Genomic DNA, 21,351 nt, shown 5'->3' with positions numbered 1-21,351 from the left:
AGCGATCGGCAAGTTGATGTTTCGCGCCCTTACTGACGGATGAGACCGAACCGACGCGCCTCATCCAGCAGATGACGAACGGACGATGGTTGCCACTTGCGACCACCCCGTGCTGGTCGCTCTCCCATTTGATCCAGTTGAGCAGCAATGTCACGAAGCGATAATCCGGGATCGGCGATGGCGATTGCGGCGACAAGTTTCATCAAATGGTCTTCTGGCGCACGACGCGGAGAGCGGACCAGCAGCTCTGGCTCGGCCAGCTTCTCACGAACCATGCGATGGACGGCGCGGCGCAGCCGTTCAACCGTCCAGTCGTGGCCGCGGCGGTTAAGGACGCGGACGACATTGTCCCAACTATGCTGCGGTCGGAGCTGCATGACGGTCGGCAACCATCTCTGTGCCGACGAAATCAGTTCGTCGAGATAGAGTTTCTCGCGTGCCTGCGACACCGCCTTGATCGCTTCCGGCCGGCGCTCGCGCAGACCGGGATTGCCGGCAAGCTTGCCGCGCGCCTTGGCGGCCTTCATACCGGACTTTGTTCGTTCAGCGATCAGCGCGCGCTCGAGCTGGGCGACGGCGCATAACACCTGCAAGGAAAACATGCCCTGCGGCGTCGACGTATCGATCGGATCGCGCAGCGAACGAAAATGCACCCCGCGCCCTTCGAGGTCTTCGATTACCTGCAGCAGATGGCTGACCGATCGGGCCAGGCGATCGAGACGAACGACGACCAGTACGTCGGCGGCGGTGAGATCCTTCAGCAGTTTGGTCAGCACCGGTCGCGCTCGTGAGATGCCGGATTCATGCTCCTGGTGGATGCGATGGCAGCCGGCGGCGCGCAGCTCATCAACCTGGGCATCGTTCAGCTGATCATCCGTCGACACCCGGGCATAGCCGATCAATCGCTGCGGCGGGGGAGGCGAGCTGGCGGTTGCAACCTGTGGCATCAGTTTTGGCTCGTTTTCGGGGCATTTGTACAGATAATGAATGTCTGAGAAAAGGAGGGTTTGCAAGCGTGTTTTATGGCTCAAATAGAGCACCATTCAGCGCGTTTTCTGGCTTGATCTCGGAACGGATCATCGCAGCCTCTTAAGGCCTGTCAGTGGGCATTTGCGGCGGAAATGCCGTGAAATCGGCTGTTTCGGAGGGGATGGGCTCCGACTCTGGTATTTTGGCCAGGCTCAGACGTTCACCGGCGTTCGGGGTGGGGAGGCGCTCGCCCGGTTGGCGCGCGTCATTTCCGCTCAATCGGGCAGAATTTTCCACCGATCCTCAATGAAGAAGCCGGAAAAAGCCCGAATTTGCGGGCTTTCCGCCGATCCTCGATGACTGACATCCGCTTCCGGGGCCTCAAATCCATCACTAGCGATACTTGATACTTATCGATAGTGATAGGCCCAAGAAACCACCGTATGAGCGACGGAAGCGACAACCGATTTCACTTCAACAAGGAGAAAGAGCATCGTTAATCCATATGGTTAACAAATGGAAAAGCCGCCCCATGATCGGAGCGCTGCCGTTGAGGCCGGCGGAAACTGTTCTATGGCCGATTTTGGATTTCGTCAGTCGTGGATTCGATAGAGGCCGAAGGCCGAGGGCTATGACTCAATAAGATGAAGGGCACCAGCTTTTCTGCGATAAGCCGCGCGACGGTTTCTAAGTGCTCGCGTTGGAGAATTTCTCCGTCTTTGGCTCCGCAGTTCGCGAATGCAAATTCAAAAGCCTCATTGACGACGCGCGTTCTTTCCGCGTCGAATTTTTGAGCAAGTGCTCCTGGAATGACGGCATCGAACGCCGCCTTCATTCCCTCCGCGGAAGTCATTTTGTAATTGTAAATGGCGTTGATGTCGTTTCGATCAAAGTCCAGTGATACGCTGACCTCAATGCGTTCGCCTAGACGTGGGTCTATCGCATAGCAATTTTCGACGCGCGGTCCATTGTAATTCGAGCCCAACAAAACCACCGCGCGATGCACACCGAAGTACTCGACGTATCCCAGGACAAGGCCATCGCTTGGATCGGCTTTAACCGCAACGCAGTGTAGCGGAACGCCAATAGGTCGCGCGATTAGTAGGTCTCGCTCGTGAAAATATCCGAAGCAAGGGTTCCCCGTCGATGTCCTAAGATAGAGATTGGCGTTGGCGCACCGATCTACGGAGATCCCTGCATAATTGGCTAACGCCATAACGGATTTAACGACGGAGCGCCCCGCTGCTTCACCGCCGAACTCGAGCTCGTGGCGCACAAGACCCTTTGGATACACTCGGATCGAAACAGCGCTGGAGAGAAGTTGCTTTATGGGCAGATCGGGTTGTTTGCGCGCGAGGCCCTGCAGCATCTTTCTCGCTTCGCCCATTGATCTGGCTCTGAGCTGTATGCTCTTACCATCAGACGTGGTGATACGCTGTATTGTCGGTCGTGATGGCCTGAATCCGCCCGCTTGCTGAATTGTCAGCTCTTCGCCTTCTGTAGTCACAATGTCGAGATCTGGCACCTCCCCTCGTTGGCGCTTTACTCCAAACAGCAATGATAGGGGGTGTAGCTGTTTAACAAGCGTTGCGTCCCACGCGTCGCCTGTTTCACTATTGCAGTTCCGGCAAATAAAGTTCCTCACCGCGAGTCGTCCCCCGATCGCTTGCGGGATGACGTGCTCGTTGGTTTCGTTTCCTCGTCCGAGCGAGCAGTCGCAAATTGCACATGTTGCCATTCAATCCCCTCGCGCCCGTATGGATTCCTGCGATAAATATTACATCCCACCGAACGTGTTCGTAAAAAGATTTGCCATCTATCTGCGTACGCCGACGTCATCCTTTCCGGTCTGAATCTGCAACTCTATATCGTGCGCTTCAGACACACCGAGGCTGACCAGTCGACTCAGCATCGCGTCGATCCTCGCGCGCTCCGGATGGTTTTCGGCGAGCAACGACAGATCCTCGATTGCGACTCTTTCGATCCACTGGGCAACCTTCCGCCCTATTCCGAGGGACTGCCACATGGATGGATTTTCTTTTGTCGTTTGTAGCCAGGTTTCCGCGGCAAATAGCAGGAAGTCCAGATGCCGGGAGGCGGGGGCAACCAAGAGCGTGTTCATCGTGCAAAGCGCGACGAAGGCCGTAGGACCGCCTGCCAGCATAGGTCGCAGGGTTCCCAACAGTGGATCGATACGATCAAATACAGCGGGGACGAGGTAACTCTCTGCGCCTGTGAACGCAGTGTAGAGGTTCATAAGCAGCTTCGCGATCGGAGGACCGCTGGTGTGGTCAACCTGCAGATCGGCGGCGCGCTGGTACCAGCGCCAGCGATGGATCATCGTCATGCGCAACACCAGCCGCTTGCGCAGCGCGATCGCGCGATCGGCCGGCCGGCTTTGATCGTTGAAGTACAGTACATCGGCGCCATGGATGACCGCGTCGGAGACATCGCAGAAGGAGGCGTCCGGGAGCGCAAGGACTGGCTGGAGAAGTCGCTCGAACCGTTCATCTGACGCGTCCATCAGCTCCGCTGCCATCAGCGTGTAAAACTGGAAATTCCAGTCGTCAGGCGTACGGTCCAGCTCGGTTTCTGCCGGATGCCCATGAGCATTCAGGTGGGCGGACCATGATGCATATGTATCGACCAGCTCGCAGCGCCAATCCGGCGCCGTTTTCGCCTCGATGTTCAAAAGCCCGAGCCATTTGGCAATGGCCTGCGCGTCGACGTGAACTGAAGCCTTGCTCGCCTCGGCTGCGACCGCATCTTCGTCGTCCTCGACTTGCGCTTTAGGAATCGGCTTGCTCTTCCAGACCGGTCGCGCATCGCGAATGGAGGGGCTTTCGTCTGGCAAGATCGGCCAATCTGGCTCCATGCTGCCGTCGAACCAGCTGATTTCCGATCTGACCGCCTCGCGATCGAGACGGTCCTTTTCAGCGTCATAGGCGGCTCGAACCGCTCCGTCTTCGTCGTATGGCTGCCAGCGCCACCGCCGGTTCGCAAAGGCGACCCGCACCATCGATTTCAAGATGCGTGGTTCCGTTTCCTTGATGATCGCCAGTGTTGCCTTCAAGGCCAGCACGGCGGCAAGATCCTTGCGGGCGGCAGTTCCGATGATGACGTTTCTATCTGCAGGCAGCCTCTGCCGATGCCAGAGGTGAATGAGTGCACAAATGGCCATCGCCGGCCGGTTGTAGCCCAACATATCGCCGGAGCCATGACGCTCGCCGTCTTCCTCCAGGGCTCTCGCAATAACATGCCTTACCCAGTCCTCGTGGGCTTTAAGCAGTGCATCGTCGCCATCGCGGGCCACAAGCATCGCGGTCGCGATCAGGCGCGTCGATCGCGACCTCAGATGATCGGCATCACTATCGTCGGGAAGGTCTCCCTCGGCGTAATCGATCGCCGCTTGAGCCACCTCGTTCGAGCCTTTGGCAGGATCGTTGACCGCGAGCTGAATTTTAGCCTCGATGTTGCTGGCATCAGCGAATTTGCGCCGTCTTTCTTCGAGCTCTGCCAGGTGCTTGGCTTCCGCTGGAGGAGATTGGTAGAGAAGGCCTCCATAGACCTCAATCCAATTGGCACGGTCGAGCCTGTTAATCGCATAGGCTCCCATGAAGGCGGGGTCAGCGAAATTTGATTCCTCTGAATACGAGCCAAGCTCATCAACCGCATCTCGAACAAGCGTCCGAAGGCGCTGCCCGGGCTCGTCATCGGCAAGATAGTATGGAAGCAGATCCTCCAGCGCTACTCCGCGTGACTGCCGCTTGGCGAGATCGGCGAGTGTCACCCGCCCCTTCGGCTCTTTCCTGGCCATCAGGCTCGCCATAGCTTCATGTGTCGAGCGCATCCGATCGTTTGAGAGCAGTTCGGGGTTACCGAGAAATGGGACCAGCGCATCTTTCGTACTTGGCCAATGGGACACAAGCACATCAATTGCGACCAGCAGATAGGCAGCGCAGCTGCCTTCGGGTCCAAGAATGTCGCTGAGAACGGACCTTATATCATCGCCCTTGTCCAGCCGCTCCTGGGCCCAGGCTTCGAGCGCCATCAGGCCCGAGGTTGCAGAATACTCATGAGCTTGACCGCGCGTCCAGAAATAGGTCTCGACCCATGGGAAAAAGCGTGGCTTTCCATCAAGGATCAGCGTGTAACCGTTGTCAGTCGTTGTCTTGCCGCGCGCGTGAAAGTCAACCGCGACGCCGACAAGCTTGCGAATGAGCGCAAGGCCGGCGGCCGGCGCTGCGTCCAGCAAATCGAGAAAAGGCGGCTGCGCGGGCGAAGGTGGCAAATAATCCGTGTCGGCGAAACTGAGTGCTCGGTCGGAAAAGCTGCGGCTGATCTCGCCACGTCGCGGGGTTTCAATGAGGCTTGCTTCCACAAGGGCTGCAAGCTCATCCGGTGCCGCGCCAGCAAGTACCCGGGCAAACTGGCGGATTTCCTTCAGCCGGTACGGATTGTTTTCTGCGGCGAGTGCCGTGAGATAGCGCTTAGCTTCGTTGGGTGTATTGCCTGAAAGCAGCAGCGCCATCGAGCGAAGATCGCCGACCATCTCCTGGTGCGCCTGCCCACGAAGTTTCGGCGCATCGGAAGGACTTGGGATCAAAGATTGCGCACCGCGCAGGTCGAGCTGCATCAGCCAGCCAAACAGCATTTTCGCTGCCATCTGGCCGAAGGGGGAGACCGTCAAGGAGAGAAGAAACTGGATTTCGACCAGCTTGACGACCGACGCGATTGCCTGAAGGGGTATATCTGCGGCGTTTGCCGCACACCATATCAAAACGGTAGGCGCAGAGGATGTTGTTGCAGAGCGCAGCGACCGTGGGACATCGACAATCTCTCCCGTCGCTCCAGCCTTGGCGAAGAGCTCTGCCATAGGCGTCGTCTCCACCGCCCTTATGGCCGTGCAGAGCTCGACCAGCAGCGCTCCCCCTTGAGCCAGCAATGCAGACTTGCAACGGACCAGAAGCTGCGTGGATAACTCGGATCTGACGATTGCCATAAGTGCTTGACGGCGCCATGCGTCGTGCGCGCCTGTTGGCGACAACCGCGCCAGAAGCGCCTGCCAGGCAGCGCCGTCTTGTCCCTTCTCAAGAGCAAAACGGGCTGCAAACTCGATGCCACGCATCAAGCGTGGTGATGGCGGAACGGTTAGGTCGGTGCCATCGAGCCGGGTGATGTCTTCGTCGAGGATGGCTCCGATCGCCCAATCCCGAAGCACATCATGATAGAAGGCAAGACGGTCCCGCCTCGGCTCCGTCAAGGTCAGGCTGCCCAGCAAGTGATCCCGTGCGGGCGAATCTTCCGGGGCATCGATCGTGTCGCGTCCATGAAGAGCCGCCGTCGCGAGATCATCGAGAAGACGTTGTGTGGCTCGGACATCCGATGGTCTTGCACCGTCTGCGGTCTTCCACCACTGTTCGGCTAGCGCAGCTTCCGTTCGGATCTCGACGGAACTCGGTACCTTCAACAACTGAGTTAACCGGTAGAGGTTGCGCGAGATTTTGGCGGCAGGATGACCAGGCGCAAGCAGGGCCTGCAGCTCCGGAGCCAGTTCGCCAAGCGCTGCGACTTCCTCGTCGTCGAGGTCGCCAACGACGATCCGATGTGGTGAGCCGAGGACAGCGATCGCGTCTTCGGCGAGCCAACCATGGCCCTCGATTTCGACGTCGGACCTGGTCGATACGACAACAGAGAAGCCATCGATCGTCGCGATCTCTCGCAAGAGGTCATTGATCGTTCTCCGCCGCTCTGGGGACACGAACATTTCCAGCCCATCGATGAACAGGGTGCCACCCCCGCTGACGGCAAGGTCGGCCAGAAATTCCTTGGCCGTGCCGGGGACGTCGAGCCGCTGTGCAAGTGCTGTCCAGCCACCATCAGGGGTTCCTATCGGATCAAGGACAATCACATGCCCCTCACGGCCTATCCGCTCGGCAAGGTGACGCAACACGAAGGACTTGCCGACGCCGGGTTTGCCATTGATCTCGATAAACCGGTGTTTGTCGCGAGCTTCGTCAAAGGCAGCCAGCGCCCCCTGACGAGGCAGGCTGACGCCGCCGACTGTCGTTCCGATGTCCTTGAGGGCGAAAGACGACATTTCCGAAAGGCGTGCCCGCGCTCTGGCATGGTCTCTACTGCCAGAAAGGTGAAAGCCACGCTCGATGAGGATGCCAGGTAGCTCTTCGCGTGTGATCGAGCCACCGGTCTTGCCGGTTTGGATCACAAGTTCGATGAGATTGCTCCACAAGGCCTTCGCGCGAGGTGCGTCCTCGGGAGCAAGCACTTGTGAAGCAATCATCAGTGCATGGGCCAATGCCTGGGGCGCGCTCGACTCAAAATCGAACTCCAGGACCAGAAATCGCCGGATAAGGCCCCAGATCGCCTCGTCATCGTCTGTCACGCCCTGAGCGACAAGGTTCGTGCGAAAGGTGTCGACGAAGTCGCGCATCGCCGGGCTTGCAACGCCCTTAAGGCCGAGCCGCTCGAAAAACTGAGCCCCCGAGCTTGCCACCCGCGCCCATTCGAGCACGTCCTGATAGGGTCCGGAGATTGCGAAGCTCGTACGCTGGGTCGCAACAGCATACAGATGGCGATCGGTTGGCTCGGTCGCCGGTGCGCTTCGCACGATCTGTTCGCAGACGCTCTGGAAGATGCTGTCCTTCGGCGAGAATTTGATCGTGCGCTTCGACTGAATCTCGAGAAGGGAACTGCCCTTGGCTGATACACCGTGAACGACCAGATCATCCAGCGCATAGCCTTCGTCCACGCCCTGAAACTGGATTTTCTCTATCCTGGCGTTGGGAAGGCCACGGGCTTCGCTCCCTGCCAGCATCTGGAGGAGATAGAATGCGCCCAGTTCGCCTTCAATATAGGTTCCGGCACCCCCGCGCCCAACCGGGCTGGAGCCTTTATCCTCGCTTCCGGCTTCGTCTGCGGCTGTTTGATCCATGGGCTCACTCGTTCCTGCACGTCCTTGAGGACTCTCCGTCTCGCTTGTTAACGCAAACGAGACGGAAATTCGACCGACTCGATCGCAACGGTTCGGATCGAATCACTGCCTAGAGGGCCTAAATTGAGCGAATACGCTGAGATTGCGTAATCAATTCAACGATATCGCTAGCTTTGGTTAGCTTACGTCTATAAATACTAATACTAAGCGTTCTCAACTTCGAAGATCGGGAAAGTTCATGCGAATATTGGGCTGTTGTGGCAGCTTAATGAGCTGATGCCGGCCAGCGATTTTGACAAATCCGACCTGATTGAGATGTACGCTGCCGTGTCGCGCAAGCAAGCCTATGACATGGCGTACATAGGCTGGGCCCCCGATGTCTATCTGGAGATGCTCGAGGAGTTGCGCGGATTTGTTAGTGCACCAAACAAAGACGACATCATCGTCTTGTCTTTCACGTGGCAGTTGCTGCACGAGCTGGGCCACATAAAGCAGTTCAGTGGCGCGAAAATGGATAACCACGCGCCACTAGCATTTTCGCTCTTCGATATTCCCAAACTTCTCGCTCACCGAAAGGACCCGCCAATTAGAGCAGGAGGCTGATGCTTTTGCCGACAATGCTATTGCTGACGTATTGATCTCAATAAAGAGAAGCTTTCCTGACAAGGAGAATGAGTCAGATCAAGAGCTGTTGCAGCGGGATTTGCCTGACGTTGCGGCGATCTCGTCCGTCGAAGCCTGGCAGGCAATGGGTATTGCGCGGATATTCAACTCCTACCTCCCCTTGCGCTTCGATGACCAGTTTCTCCAGCATGAGCATTTTGATTGCGACGCCTATATCGAGTGGCTGTCTTCGAACGACCGCAGCTTGCCTGACGTCGCGGAGGTGGGACCTCGGCTTATATTCGGGATCGCTGACGGAGGTGTAGTGGTTGCCAACAACGTCGTGATATTCACGCAAAGGATTGAGGAGCTGGCGAAGGCTCGTTTCGCCGAGCTTAAGACGGAAGGCGTTTATTCACTGGAGAGCCGGCGATTCCAGAAAATAACCGAGTTGGCCGGCGTAAACTTCTTTGGGAATATACTTCACACAGCGACAATTTTCGAAAGAGAACTTCTTGCTGCGGTGGAGGACGGCGGGTTGCCTGTGGTCACAAGAGATCGGTTGGGAGGTCAGACGACCGCAAAGCTCGACGCCGTCGAGAATTATTGGAAGCGCAAGCGATCAACACATCTCCTTTAAGAAGGAGGCAGCCGTCAACTGCAGCGATGACCTGGCATGCTACGTCTATACTTTTTCATTTGAGACAGATGCCCTTGGCATTGTGAACGTTGTCGCCGAGAAAGCGAGCGGCATCGTTTTGGATTTGCAAGTCCAAACTAATTTCGTGACAGCCTTAGAGAGCGCTGGAGACGACGAGCCGGTAGATGGGCTTGATGAATGGCAGCTGGCAAAATCATTCTCGATCCGCTTCTCAGTGATAGGAAATGGCGGCTTCGACGCGGCACTGATCTGGTCGATTTTCCTGATAAGTTCTTGCCTGGGACGACGACTGCAGGGAAGGTCTTGAAGTTATATCGTGCTGCTTCAAATGCGTGCAATTATGGCACCATCACTATCAAAGACGATGACGGTGACATGCTTTTCGTCAACAGCAGCAATCCTTACGGGATGATATCGCTCGTTTTCAAGGCCTCCGGCGGTGGAGCAACGGTCCAGAATCAGCCATAAATGTCCTCGCGACCGCAGCCCGTAGATACAACACGTTCCTCGCAATTGGTGTCGCTCATGTGGGGTATCGAAATCAGGTAAAGATTCCGTGCTGCATACGTTTTGTTTTATATGTCTTTTTCTAACAATGCTTTAGCATTCCAGACACAGTTCAACTGAACCACAGGCCCGCGGTTCGACTCCTTCAAGAGCAAATAAAATATACAGCTTTCTTGGGAATCGCGCGACCGGGGTCGAGGGGCGTTTCCTCTCTCAGCCGGCTGAAAGGGTCTTAGCGTAGGTAGCCGTCGGTAGTGATGCTGCGATGACCGCTAATATGAGTGCTGCGGCAAATTGGTTGCATTATCCGACACAGGACTACACAGCTAACAAATGGCCATGGCATCGTCCGACGCATCAGCTGGATCGAAACTTTGCTGCCAATTGACAACCCGCGCCGCAGGACCTACTTTTCTCCAGGTGGTTGTGATACATATCCGCTGCTTCATGAATATTAAGCCTTGGTGTGCCGCGAGACTAGAAACGTTCGTTTCAGAGATCTACGATGATAGAGACCTACGTGCTTCGTATTGCAGAGGTTACCGTTGACGAATTACCAAGTGGTGCACGCCTGAACGTGCAATATCAGGGGCTTCATGAACCGACCACGATCAATGTCAAAATAGATACCGTGGATGTGCGTGGCCTGATGAAAGGATGTGAAGTCCTTGCTCGCCGTATCTTCATCGATGAATTTCGTTTGAACAATGGGGTTGAGATGCACTTTATCCTGCAGGATGCAAATGGCCTTGCGTTGTGGCATACAAACCCGCTCCTTTATCTAAAGTGTCCACTAACTATGACAATGAAGTGGAATTGCACTCACCTCAGCCGGATGTTCAAGACGATGACAACTTTGGGCATCGTAGAATTACCAAAAACGGTGCTGCTAGAAGACGGCCGTATCGACAAAGAAAAGTCGGCGAATGTTATCATGGACAGTATGGCAAATGGCGTAGAGTTCATGGGAAATCTAATTTTTATGCGTAATGCCATGGATCACGAGTTCGCCAAGCGCAGCGGCGTACCGTCAAATTTCAGCCAAGTTTAAGGAGTGCTCTGAATGTATGTGGTATCGGCAGAGCTATCACGTCAATTGATTTTTCTAGTCAGTGAGTGGGTTAAGCTGAACGGCTAAAGTATTTGCGAGAGCCTCGTAGCGGAGCTCTAAAAGAGGCTTAAGAGGATCTCTGCCGAGCATATGTTTGAAGGGCTTATGAATTGTCGCTTCTGCCGCGCAAATAGGTGTTACTACTCGATGGGCTACTGCGTTCAGAATCGCACGATTTGTAAGTGTCAAGCATTTACAGCTCTTTCATGATTGATCACACGAAGATGATGCTTGGCGATGACTTCGCAGCAAGCGTCATTAAAACTCTGGTTGTGCATCTAGATGCTGATGTTTTGTCAGCTCGTAGATACGCGAGGAATGCCGAAAAAACTTACGAAGTGGCCTTCAAATAAGCTGTAGCCGCCAACTCCGTTGTTCATAATTTCATTTCTTTTGTTGGAGCCAACATAAGTCGCATGCCAAGTGCGAGCACTGAAATCGACTCCAATTTCTATCTCACTAAAGTCGATCATTAAATTTGTGATGGGATTGACAGCTTTAAAGACTGCCTCCTTTGCGCTAAAGATTAAAGTTAGGTCCCTTGCCGAGCACGTCCTACCTCTAGGAAGTTCGGCTAACTCCCGTTCCGTAAGAAGAATATCGACCAGATCCGAGGACACGCTATCTTCCACTTCTGCGTCTATTCCAATACTGCGAAAAGGTTCGTTGTATCTCGCTACGACAGACATGGCTAACGTTTGTGAGTGAGTAATGCTTCCCACTATTCCTTCTGGCCAAAGTGGCTGCCGAAACTTTCCTGTCATAATGGGGTAAGCCGGATAACCTATAGCCCTTAAGGCGATCCTCGCGAAATGTCGCCCAGCAGCATATTCGATACGCCGCTTCTCAACGGCTCGTTCCAACTGAGATAATTCGGTCGCGTAGAGTTCCTGTGTATAGTCGCGGAGTTTACCAATGACACCCACAACCTGATGCTCCGACTTTAGCTGAAGGAACTGTTCCCCGTCTAAGAAAGGGAGATCAAGCGATATAATCTTGTACATGAAGCCATCTATCCTAGTTCGGCCTTCTGCGTCAGCAATAGTCAGGTCATTTGAACTAGACTATCGATTGGCTAGCAACCATTTGGTTTCAGAGTATCTCGGTTTTCGAATTACTCTGCTCAAACCCATCGACAAACTTAACCTCTGTGGTATTACCAAAAGCTAGGACGAGGCGCTTACGCAAAGCAAAACAACCAGCCTCACAAACGATTCCAGTTCCGTTTACGCACTCGTACTGATGACAACGAATTATAGGGCGCCTGGTTAGCCCGGGACGGGGTTGATGGAATCACTGCGAATAAGCGACGTCGCCAAAAGTAGTCGGCGCTTTAATCTTCGAGTTGCCCTGCGGCCGTTAATCTCCGGCCATTAATTCATCTCTTTTGTCTATTCGGCGCCTAACGCAAAGCAACATCAATGCAAAGATGGCGGTGGCGTAGCCACTGACTAAGTACGGAGCAGACACTCCGGCAATTTCTGCCAATCCAGCCCCTATGGGAGGCGCGGTCATCATCGCTGCTGCACTCAGCCCTTCGCCCACCGCTGCAACGCGTCCTATAAGTTCAGGAGGCGTCTCCTTCTGTAGGACTACTCGATAGGGAACGAACAAACCGGCGCTGGCCACACCCGTGGCAAATAAGAGCACGCAGAAAACGAGGGGGGGCATCATGATATCGCCTCGCCCGACATGTCCCATCAGTGCAATCAGCACTCCTCCAGCAAGCCCTGACGCAATCATCAACTGGAATGGGTCACGCTTCTCACAGAATTGTCCAAGAAGTAATGAGCCGACCACACCGCCCGCGCCGGCAGAAGCAACGGAAGCTCCGAGCAGCGCGCTCGAAAATCCAATTTCTTTGACTAGAAGTGCAATTAGCCCGTCATATAGGAATATGAGGAAGAAACCAAAGGCCATTGCCAGAATAGCGGTGGCAAGGAGTGGCTTATTGCGAATATGTCGAATTCCATCTATGAACTCCTGGCTAAACTTTCTCCGCGCCGTATTGGTATGACTTGAGCGCAGCCCGTTAGGTAGTCCAAGAAGAATCAGAGCGGCGATCAGAGATAGGCCCGCGTTCGCTAAGAAAATTTGTTGTAGCTCAAGGAATACGATCAAAACTCCACCCAGAGCCGGGCCAACAATCTTTGTCAGTTGGTTAATCATGTGACTAAGACTGTTCGCCGATAGTAGCTGATCAGGCGCAGTCAGTAGTGGAATGGCAGCTTGCTTTGCCGGAGTAAACAAAGCGTCCGCGCTGGATTTTAAGATAACAAATACAAGAAGCACTAGTAGATTTGGAGCCAGAACAAACGCCGCTGTTGCGATCGACCGCAAAATATTACTCGCAATCAACAGCGTTCGTTGATCCATCCTGTCAACCAAAACGCCGACAACGGGTGCTAGGACAACATATGGCAAAGCTAGTGCCAACGTTAAACTTGCTACCGCTCCAGGTCCAAGTTGCCATTGAAATGCTACCAGTGCACTTAATGCCACGAAGTCCAACCAATCCGCGAGATCGGAAGGAACTTGTGCGGCGAGGAGCCGCCGCAATCTCGGGGTGGCAAGTGGCGTAAGGCTAACAGGTAGGCGTCGCAAAGTAATCACCATTGATATCATTACCGGCCATGTTATTATATTTCCTGCAAGAAATCGCGGTTTTCCGGTAAATCTCGGCCACGGCAACGTCGGCATCATCTTGCTTCAAAATCATCGCTTTCTCCGTGCTCAAAACCGCCTATTTTCATTTCGATGTTGCAAATTTGCTCGGGAAACAAGGAATAGAGACAGTCTACCTGAGATCAAGACGTTCCTGAATTCACGCACCGCCATAGTTCAGTCTCTAATTCGGGATACTCCATTCTAAAACCGCCATCGCACTGTACAGCTTAAACGATGCTTGCAAAAAAGCGATACTTCGGGGTCCATCAATGACATCAGCGGTGACATCTTCTCCCCGATGCGCAGGGAGGTCGTGCATAAACACGGCGTTCCTGCAATGCTTCATCAAACCACCATCAACTTTGAATGGCGCAAACACGGATCTCCAATCGGGATCCGGCTTAGTTGTGCCAGTTGTCTGCCACCGAGTTGCGTAGACAACGTCTGCTTGGATCGGCAGTTCATGCATGTCGTGTCTCTCGACAATTCGAGCACCGTTTTCACGAGCAATATCGTGCGCGGCAGCGATTATGCGGCGATCAATTCCATAACCCTTTGGTGTCCGAAGTTCTAGCGTCACACCGGCAAAGCGGGCTAGGCCGAGCGCCAGAGCCGCAGCAGTATTGTTACCCTCGCCTACATACAGCACCGTCAGACCTTCGATACGGCCGAAGTGGCGGTGCATGGTGGCCAAATCGGCGATCGCTTGGGTAGGATGTTCTTCAGCACTCATCGCATTTACAACAGCCATACGGCCGTGCGCTGCAAATGCAATCATCTCCGCCGGATCGCCTGCAGTGCGGATGACCAAACCATCGAGCATTAGAGATAAGACGTGAGCAGTGTCTTCGATCGATTCTCCGGTGCTCAATTGCAGATCGCTCGGTGCAAATGATATAATTCCTGCGCCCAGTTTTTGGGCTCCGACGGAAAACGCCGTTCGCGTACGGGTCGACGTCTTAGTAAAGAAAATCCCTATATTTCTTCCGTCTAGCGCTGCACTTGTGGCGCCTGAGGAAAATGCTACACTTCGAGCAACCAAGTCCACGAGCTCGGGCGTGCGTATATCATTGAGAGATATCAAACTACGGCGCTTACTTTTCATTTCATCCTCCCTCCAGATATGTGACATATTCTAGTGCTATGCGCGTGTTATTCTATGCAGATGCTTCCAGTGCTGCCTGCAGAATTGCGAACCCTTCATTTAACGTGGGCGTATCGATATTAATTGGCGGCATAATCTTCACCACCTCATCATCGCGACCGCACAATTCGACAATTAATCCGCGATTGAAGCACTCTTCCTGGATTCGAGCAGCTCGGCGGCCCTGATCCGTCGGACCAGTATCGATACCCAGAACAGCTCCCTGTCCGCGAACACGCAAACTGCTGTCCTTCTTCTGTATCTTGAGACCGAATGATCTCATGCTTTCGCCGTTCATATCAATTCTGGCCTTGAAATCGGCGTCCTGCCAGAAATCTAACGCCGCGCTTGCAGAAACAAACGCGAGTTGATTACCCCGGAAGGTTCCAGTGTGCTCTCCCGGTTCCCAGACATCGAGTTCGCGCTTGAAGAGAAGCAGGGACATGGGAAATCCATATCCACTTATTGACTTTGAAACCGTGACTATATCCGGAACAATTTGAGAGCCTTCAAAACAGAAAAAAGGCCCTGTTCGACCACAGCCAGTTTGAATCTCATCGCAGATTAGAAGAATTCCATGACGGTTGGCGAGATCGCGCAGACGTTGAAGCCAAGCGCTGGAGGCGAGATAGATGCCTCCTTCCATCTGCAAAGGTTCGAGAATTATTGCTGCCGGCTTCTCATGTCCACTTGATGCATCCAGAAGTAAGCGCTCGATATAGCCCACAGAATCAAAGGAACCTTCAGGCCCGACTTCGAATGGGACAAAGCTGGTATTATGTATATGTACGCGACCAGCCGCGCGAGCGCGCACCCCCCCGGTAACTGATAAAGCGCCCCTAGACATCCCATGATATGCCCCGGTAAATGCTATGATGAGATCCCGGCCAGTGACCTTACGCGCCAATTTTATAGCAGCTTCAACGGCGTCAGCGCCCGTCGGGCCACAAAATTGAACTTTATAGTTTAGCCCACGAGGCTTTAGTATTGTGTCGTGGAATTTTCTTATAAACTGCTGTCTAATTACCGTCTTCATATCTAATCCATGCATTATTCCATCCTGCGTAAGATATTGAATAACCATTCTCTTGATCGTGTCATTGTTATGCCCGTAATTTAGTGCTCCGGCACCACAAAAGAAGTCGATATATCTGTTTCCAGACGAATCAAACATTTCTGCATTCTTGGACCGTGAGAAAATCTTCGGAAATTTTCTTGAATATAATCTAACCTCTGCTTCGAGAGAATCGGTGTCACCGATATCGAGCTCAACTGTTAGCTGCGCCCTTTCCACTTCCACAGCGTTTCGTTCGGCTGCGAGTTTCGCCAGTTGGGAATCTTGCTCGGTCATTTCACCTACTCCATCCAGGTTTCCAGAAACTCAGCTATCTGATGTACGTGAGGAGGCTTCAGGACGCTGAAATGCGTTCCGTCCACCGGTTTAACTTTAAGTTCTCCATTTGTGAGCTTGGACCAGCGGTCGATATATTCTTCCGGTCTATGACCGATGATCACTTCGTGGCGCCCATCCCGTAACTCTCTGCTGAGAATTAAGTGCATCGGACGTGCGAGAGGACGGAATTCATATTTTATTCGCGCTTCCAACAGTCCTCGCCAGGCTACGACCAATCTTAGCCAGACGTCCTCGAATCCATCGACTACAATGGGGCCGTCTTGATCATCGACGATTGAGTTGAGTAGAGTTACGATTTCGACCCGAGTGTGGATAGCATCTGAGCTCGATGTGCCCGCCAAGTTGCTTTCCAAGAGCTCCTGACATTTTCGAAGATCGTCAAGCTGGCTGATGTAGTTTTCTCTGAGAAATACGTCGACAACAGGGTCCAACAAGAAGAACGATCCGAGTTTATCTTCAGCGTCCAAACGCTGAGCGATTTCCCATGCGATGCTGCTTCCTCCGCACCAGCCGACTAAATTGTATTTTTCGTTGCTAGATGTATTAAGCAGATCCTCTAGGTAACGGTCTGCTATCTCACTTATTGTGGAGGGCGCGGAAACATCGCAATTGAGACCAGGCCATTCGAAGGCACCGACAGCGCGAGTATTGTCGACAACCCGGGAAAGTTCACTGAACCAATGACTACTCCCCCCGCCAGGATGCACACATAGAAGGGGCTGTCGGGTGCCGGTCCTCCGAAACCAAACAAGCGACGGTGGTTTTTCAGGTTCATTAACATCTTGCCGCCGTCGGCCTAAGCACGCAGCCAACGCAGCAACGCTTCTATTTTCGAAAACATCCTGGAATGTCACCCGGACGCCAATTTCATCACGAATTCGCTTCACCGCGGCAACTACCATCAGCGAGTGGCAGCCGAGATCAAAGACGTCATCCGAAATTCCGATCATCTCCCTGCCTAGCAATCCACTCCAAATCTCGCACAGTCGAAACTCGATCGGCGTCCGAGCTGATATTAAGGGCGGATGTGAATCGCGAGAATCTGGGTTCAAATCGGGTAATGCATTTCGATCAACTTTCCCGTTGGCGGTGAGAGGGATCGAATCAACGAGGATGAATTGAGCTGGGATCATGTAATACGGCAGACTGTCGCGGAGTGTTGCTTGAATGCCGTTTATTTCAAATTCGGCTCTATCGTGCGCAACAATATAGGCAGCGAGATTTGTTGCTGCGCCATTCTCGAAAATTGGGCGCACGATTGCGGCCTTGACATCAGGCCGCTTCAGAATTGCTGCCTCAATTTCCTCCAATTCGACCCGATGCCCTCGGATCTTAATCTGATTATCGACGCGCCCAATGATGTCTATCGTCCCATCCAAATGACGACGCGCGAGATCTCCAGTCTTATACAGTCTCGCTCCCGCGGCTGCACTGAACGGGTCCGGCAGGAACCGCTCGGCGGTCAGTCCAGGCTTTCCTAGATAGCCACGCGCGAGTCCGAGCCCCCCTATATATATTTCACCAATGACACCGGGCGGTGTAGGGGAAAGTTCATCGCTCAAAATGTGAATGGACGTATTCCAAACCGGCCTCCATTCACCGCGACTTCCCGCCTGCACAGGACTGATTGAGGACCAAACCGTCGTTTCCGTGGGGCCATAGAGATCCCAGACAAGGGCGTCTGTCTCAGACAGACAAGCAGCAATATCAGGGGGAAACCTTTCTCCACCGCACAGTACGGAGAATCCTCGCGAGGGCCTCCAACCGGTTTCGAGAAGCATCCTCCAGGTAGATGGCGTCGCCTGAAGAGCAGTGGCGTCAGCCTCGTCAATTAGGTTCGCTAGCCTTTCCGGATCTCTTGCTTCATCTCGTGTTGCGATAGTCACCGTCCCTCCGGCAAGCAGAGGCGCGAACAACTCAACCACTGCGATGTCAAACGAAATAGTTGTGACCGCGAGGAAAATATCATCCGACTTGAGGCCGATGACACTGACCATATGCTCCAAGATATTTCCCAGAGCGGCATAGGTGACCATCACGCCTTTCGGCCTTCCAGTAGATCCTGAGGTATAGATCACATACGCTATTTCGTTACCCGCCGGCTGCCATGATCTCGGTAAGTTTGTCACCTCTGCTCGTTCGTCGTAGGTATGATGAGACAAGAAAATCTGCGTCACGCCCGCGAGCGAATATTTTTGAATGAGGGGATCATCGCAGATCAAAGCGGTTGCGCCGGAATCCGCTAATATATATTTTATTCTCTCTTCCGGCAGATCTGGATCAATCGGTAGATACGCGGCTCCTATTCTTTGCACAGCGAGTAGTGTGACGATCATATCGGGACTGCGGCCTAGGTATATTCCGACGATCTGGCCGCGCAGAACCCCTTGCTTGAGAAGAAATGAGGCTAACTGATCGGATCGTTGATTGAGCTCGCGATAGCTGATGTTTCTATCGCCCTGCATGATCGCAATCTTGTTTGGATACTGAGCGGCGATTTCCTTTACGGCCATCAATGGAAGGCGGAGTGATATGCTATGGTACTGCCCGTGGCCAAGCCGCGCGAATTTTTCATACAGCAGCGGAGGTAAAGCTCTTATAGAATTTCGTGTGATCGCGTTGTTGGAGATACTCTCTAGAACGCCTCGATAAAGATCGCCAAGCAGCTCTCCATATGGACGAGCAATTCGAGCCGAGTCTGCCGTCAGCAGGAGCCCTCCGGCTTCTGTCGTCACGTGGAGTGCAAATTCTGTGGGGCTCATGTCCACGCTCTCGTTCAGATCGACAGCGTCACGATCAAGAACATGAAAGTCGAGATAATTGAAAATCACGTCAATAAGACGCGCGCCATTGCCCCAAGATGCAGCCATTGCCGGCATCGGATAGCGGCGATTGGGCCAGATCTCGATTTCTTCCTCGAACACTGCCTTCAGCAGAGCCGGCCACGTGTCAGTCTCTGCGTTGAAGTCGATTGCGAAAGGCACCGTGTTCAGAAACATTCCCCGGACCTCATCTCCGCCGAGTGCTTCGAGCCGACCATTGCAGACTAGGCCGGTGTAGAAACGCGATGACCCACTAATTATCGCTAGAACAGTAAGGTGCGCCGCTAATATCACGGACTTGAACGGGACACCGACAAGGCTTGCAGTGTTCCTCAAAGCCTGCTCAATATCGTCAAGTGGGACATGAATATCGTAGTAGTTGGCACTACCTGAATGATCACCCCAGCTCTCCGGCAGCCGGTGCGGCTGGAAGGCTTTAAGGCGCGATGCCCAGAAATCCCGAATCTTGCTGTCGTTCATCGCTTCCTGTTCAGCCGCGATAAAGTCCGCAAATCTGATGCCGGGAGGCTCCTTGTCAATGAGTTTGCCATCCTGCCGAATGGATTTGTAGCAATCCAAAAGTTCGGTAATCAGAGAATTATGGCTCCATCCATCCATAATGGCGTGGCACTCGACGAATTCAAGCCACCAGAGATCTTCAGCAGTCTGCAAGACATTCAAACGGAATAGGGGTGGCGAATTAAGAGCAAATCGAGTCGCGCGGTTATTCCGAATCGATTCATCCAGAGTGGCTTTCTGCTGCTCCGCTCCGAGGTCTCGAATATCGAGGTAATTGACAATCAGTTTCGCGTCTGCGCTGACCAACTGAAGCGGCCTGGCAAAGCTGGAGAGATCAAAGAATGTCCGCAGAACATCGTGCCTTTTTATCACGCTGTCGACTGCTGCTTGGAATGCTTCTAGGGAGAACTTTCCATTGTCTCTAATCAGGTATCTAGTGGCGTTGTGATAGAGATTGAGGTTGTTGTCAGATAGCATTTCGAAGAGCATCCCTGTCTGAACAAGTGACGCGGGATAAGCGTCAATGACACCAGGAGGGATACCGGCCCGCTCTTCGTCAGTAATTTGTTCGAAAGGCTGGCTTTTGCTAAGTTGATTTTCCCCAGCGCTGGGAATGCCTACTATTCTTGCAAGATTACGAATCGTTTGGTTGCGGAATAGATCCTGAACAGAAATGCCAAGACCACTTTGCTGCAGTGCTCCTACCAAGCGAACAGCGCGAATGGAATCTCCACCGAGATCGAAGAAACTATCATCAATTCCGACGTCATCTATCTTGAGGACACGGCTCCAGACCGTAGCAAGTTGATCCTCAACGGGATTGCATGGAGGTGATCGACGTCGGTCGCGGCTTCGCGGGAGTTCACCCGGCCGTGGCAATAGCGTTTTGTCAATCTTACCATTGCGGTTGATAGGAAATTTTTCGATGACGACGACATGGTGCGGGACCATGTACGACGGTAGTATATCGCGAATGCGGTTCTTAATTGTGGCTTCTTCGATCGGAGATTCCCTAGAACAAGACACATACGCGACAAGTTGCTTATCGTCTGCAGTGTCCGTCACCATGACAAAGACTTTGTCCACCCCGGGACAATGGTAGATAGCTGCTTCTATCTCGCCGAGTTCGATGCGAAAACCTCGTATTTTCACCTGATGATCGGCGCGACCAATAAACACAAGTTCGCCTTCGTTGGTCCACTTCGCCAGATCGCCGGAACGATACAAACGATCGCCTGGCTTTGACGAAAATGGATTAGGGATAAAGCGATCTGCCGTTGTTCCTCCGCGGTTGAGGTAACCCCTCGCCACTCCGGATCCTGAAACGTAGATCTCGCCTGGTATACCCAAGGGCACTAAGTTCATATGCTTATCGAGTATCTGGATTTTTAAGTTTGGTATCGGGTGCCCAATGGGTGATTGGCCGGAACGTTTGAAGTCGTTTAGGGTAATTTCACGATAAGATGCGTGTACCGTCGTCTCGGTGATCCCGTACATATTCGCAAGCACTGGCGACTTTGTGCCGAAATATCTCACCCATGGCTCGATTGCAGATATGTCGAGTGCTTCGCCGCCAAAAACGACGAAACGCAAACCAAGCGCACGCAGGCGCTCGTCCTTGTCCTTTGCATATTCCACCAAAGAAAGAAATGCGGAAGGTGTTTGGCTTAGGATTGTAATCCGTTGTTCGATTAGTAGGTCGATAAAATCTGACGGCGATCTTGCTGTAAGGTGAGGGACGACTATTGCTACTCCGCCAAACAGCAATGCTCCCCACAATTCAAAAACAGAAAAATCAAAAGAAAAAGAATGAAAGACGGACCAGACGTCAGTTGGCCCGAGATCGTAGATTCGAGCAACATCCGCCATCATCGCCATGACGTTTGAATGAGGAACCATTACGCCTTTGGGTTTTCCGGTTGAACCGGAGGTATAGATGACGTAGGCGAGCGCGTCTGGATCGATGGTGACGGCAGGATTTG

General features: G+C 53.3%; 12 protein-coding genes and 1 pseudogene. 4 read left to right on the top strand and 9 right to left on the bottom strand.

Annotated features, from left to right (window positions below; all coding sequences use genetic code 11):
- Positions 1-29 precede the first annotated feature (29 nt).
- The 4 genes and pseudogenes from ACIQWP_RS31035 to ACIQWP_RS31020 all read right to left on the bottom strand — a co-directional run bounded on the left by ACIQWP_RS31035 (position 30) and on the right by ACIQWP_RS31020 (position 7,921).
- A complete protein-coding gene (locus ACIQWP_RS31035; RefSeq protein WP_402796149.1) occupies positions 30-947 on the bottom strand; it encodes a recombinase family protein in 918 nt (305 codons plus the stop codon).
- 593 nt (positions 948-1,540) lie between these two features.
- On the bottom strand, positions 1,541-2,494 hold the full coding sequence (locus ACIQWP_RS31030; RefSeq protein ID WP_402796152.1) for an HNH endonuclease: 954 nt from the start codon (positions 2,492-2,494) through the stop codon (positions 1,541-1,543).
- A 57-nt stretch (positions 2,495-2,551) separates the two neighbouring features.
- A pseudogene (locus tag ACIQWP_RS31025) lies at positions 2,552-2,707 on the bottom strand (HNH endonuclease); the annotation flags it as partial.
- Positions 2,708-2,785: 78 nt separating this feature from the next.
- The gene (locus tag ACIQWP_RS31020) at positions 2,786-7,921 is read right to left on the bottom strand and encodes a hypothetical protein (protein WP_402796143.1); all 5,136 of its coding nucleotides are present in this window, start codon (positions 7,919-7,921) and stop codon (positions 2,786-2,788) included.
- 255 nt (positions 7,922-8,176) lie between these two features.
- Here ACIQWP_RS31020 and ACIQWP_RS31015 point away from each other — a divergent pair, with 255 nt between their 5' ends.
- The 4 genes from ACIQWP_RS31015 (at position 8,177) to ACIQWP_RS31000 (ending at position 10,743) form a co-directional block, all read left to right on the top strand.
- The gene (locus ACIQWP_RS31015; RefSeq protein WP_402796140.1) at positions 8,177-8,524 is read left to right on the top strand and encodes a hypothetical protein; all 348 of its coding nucleotides are present in this window, start codon (positions 8,177-8,179) and stop codon (positions 8,522-8,524) included.
- A gap of 31 nt (positions 8,525-8,555) precedes the next feature.
- Positions 8,556-9,164: a hypothetical protein gene (locus ACIQWP_RS31010; RefSeq protein ID WP_402796137.1), complete on the top strand. Its 609-nt coding sequence runs from the start codon at positions 8,556-8,558 to the stop codon at positions 9,162-9,164.
- A gap of 198 nt (positions 9,165-9,362) precedes the next feature.
- Entirely contained in the window at positions 9,363-9,653 is a 291-nt protein-coding gene (locus ACIQWP_RS31005) for a hypothetical protein (RefSeq protein ID WP_402796134.1), read from the top strand.
- Between the two features lie 544 nt (positions 9,654-10,197).
- Positions 10,198-10,743 (top strand): hypothetical protein, encoded by a 546-nt coding sequence (locus ACIQWP_RS31000; RefSeq protein WP_402796131.1) that lies wholly within the window; start codon positions 10,198-10,200, stop codon positions 10,741-10,743.
- A gap of 356 nt (positions 10,744-11,099) precedes the next feature.
- Here ACIQWP_RS31000 and ACIQWP_RS30995 read toward each other — a convergent pair whose 3' ends face one another.
- The 5 genes from ACIQWP_RS30995 to ACIQWP_RS30975 form a co-directional block, all read right to left on the bottom strand.
- The gene (locus ACIQWP_RS30995; RefSeq protein ID WP_402796129.1) at positions 11,100-11,807 is read right to left on the bottom strand and encodes a 4'-phosphopantetheinyl transferase; all 708 of its coding nucleotides are present in this window, start codon (positions 11,805-11,807) and stop codon (positions 11,100-11,102) included.
- A gap of 355 nt (positions 11,808-12,162) precedes the next feature.
- Positions 12,163-13,419, bottom strand: coding sequence for an MFS transporter (locus ACIQWP_RS30990; RefSeq protein ID WP_402796147.1), 1,257 nt, complete (start codon positions 13,417-13,419; stop codon positions 12,163-12,165).
- A gap of 232 nt (positions 13,420-13,651) precedes the next feature.
- Positions 13,652-14,575 carry an ornithine carbamoyltransferase gene (locus ACIQWP_RS30985; protein WP_402796126.1) on the bottom strand — a complete coding sequence of 308 codons (924 nt, stop codon included), beginning with the start codon at positions 14,573-14,575 and terminating at the stop codon, positions 13,652-13,654.
- A gap of 52 nt (positions 14,576-14,627) precedes the next feature.
- Positions 14,628-15,965: a diaminobutyrate--2-oxoglutarate transaminase gene (locus ACIQWP_RS30980; protein ID WP_402796124.1), complete on the bottom strand. Its 1,338-nt coding sequence runs from the start codon at positions 15,963-15,965 to the stop codon at positions 14,628-14,630.
- Between the two features lie 5 nt (positions 15,966-15,970).
- Positions 15,971-21,334 (bottom strand): amino acid adenylation domain-containing protein, encoded by a 5,364-nt coding sequence (locus ACIQWP_RS30975; protein ID WP_402796145.1) that lies wholly within the window; start codon positions 21,332-21,334, stop codon positions 15,971-15,973.
- Between the last annotated feature and the right edge of the window lie 17 nt (positions 21,335-21,351).

This window comes from Rhizobium sp. NPDC090279, from assembly GCF_044769665.1.
Taxonomy (GTDB): domain Bacteria; phylum Pseudomonadota; class Alphaproteobacteria; order Rhizobiales; family Rhizobiaceae; genus Rhizobium.
This window is presented reverse-complemented; position numbering and strand designations above follow the sequence as displayed.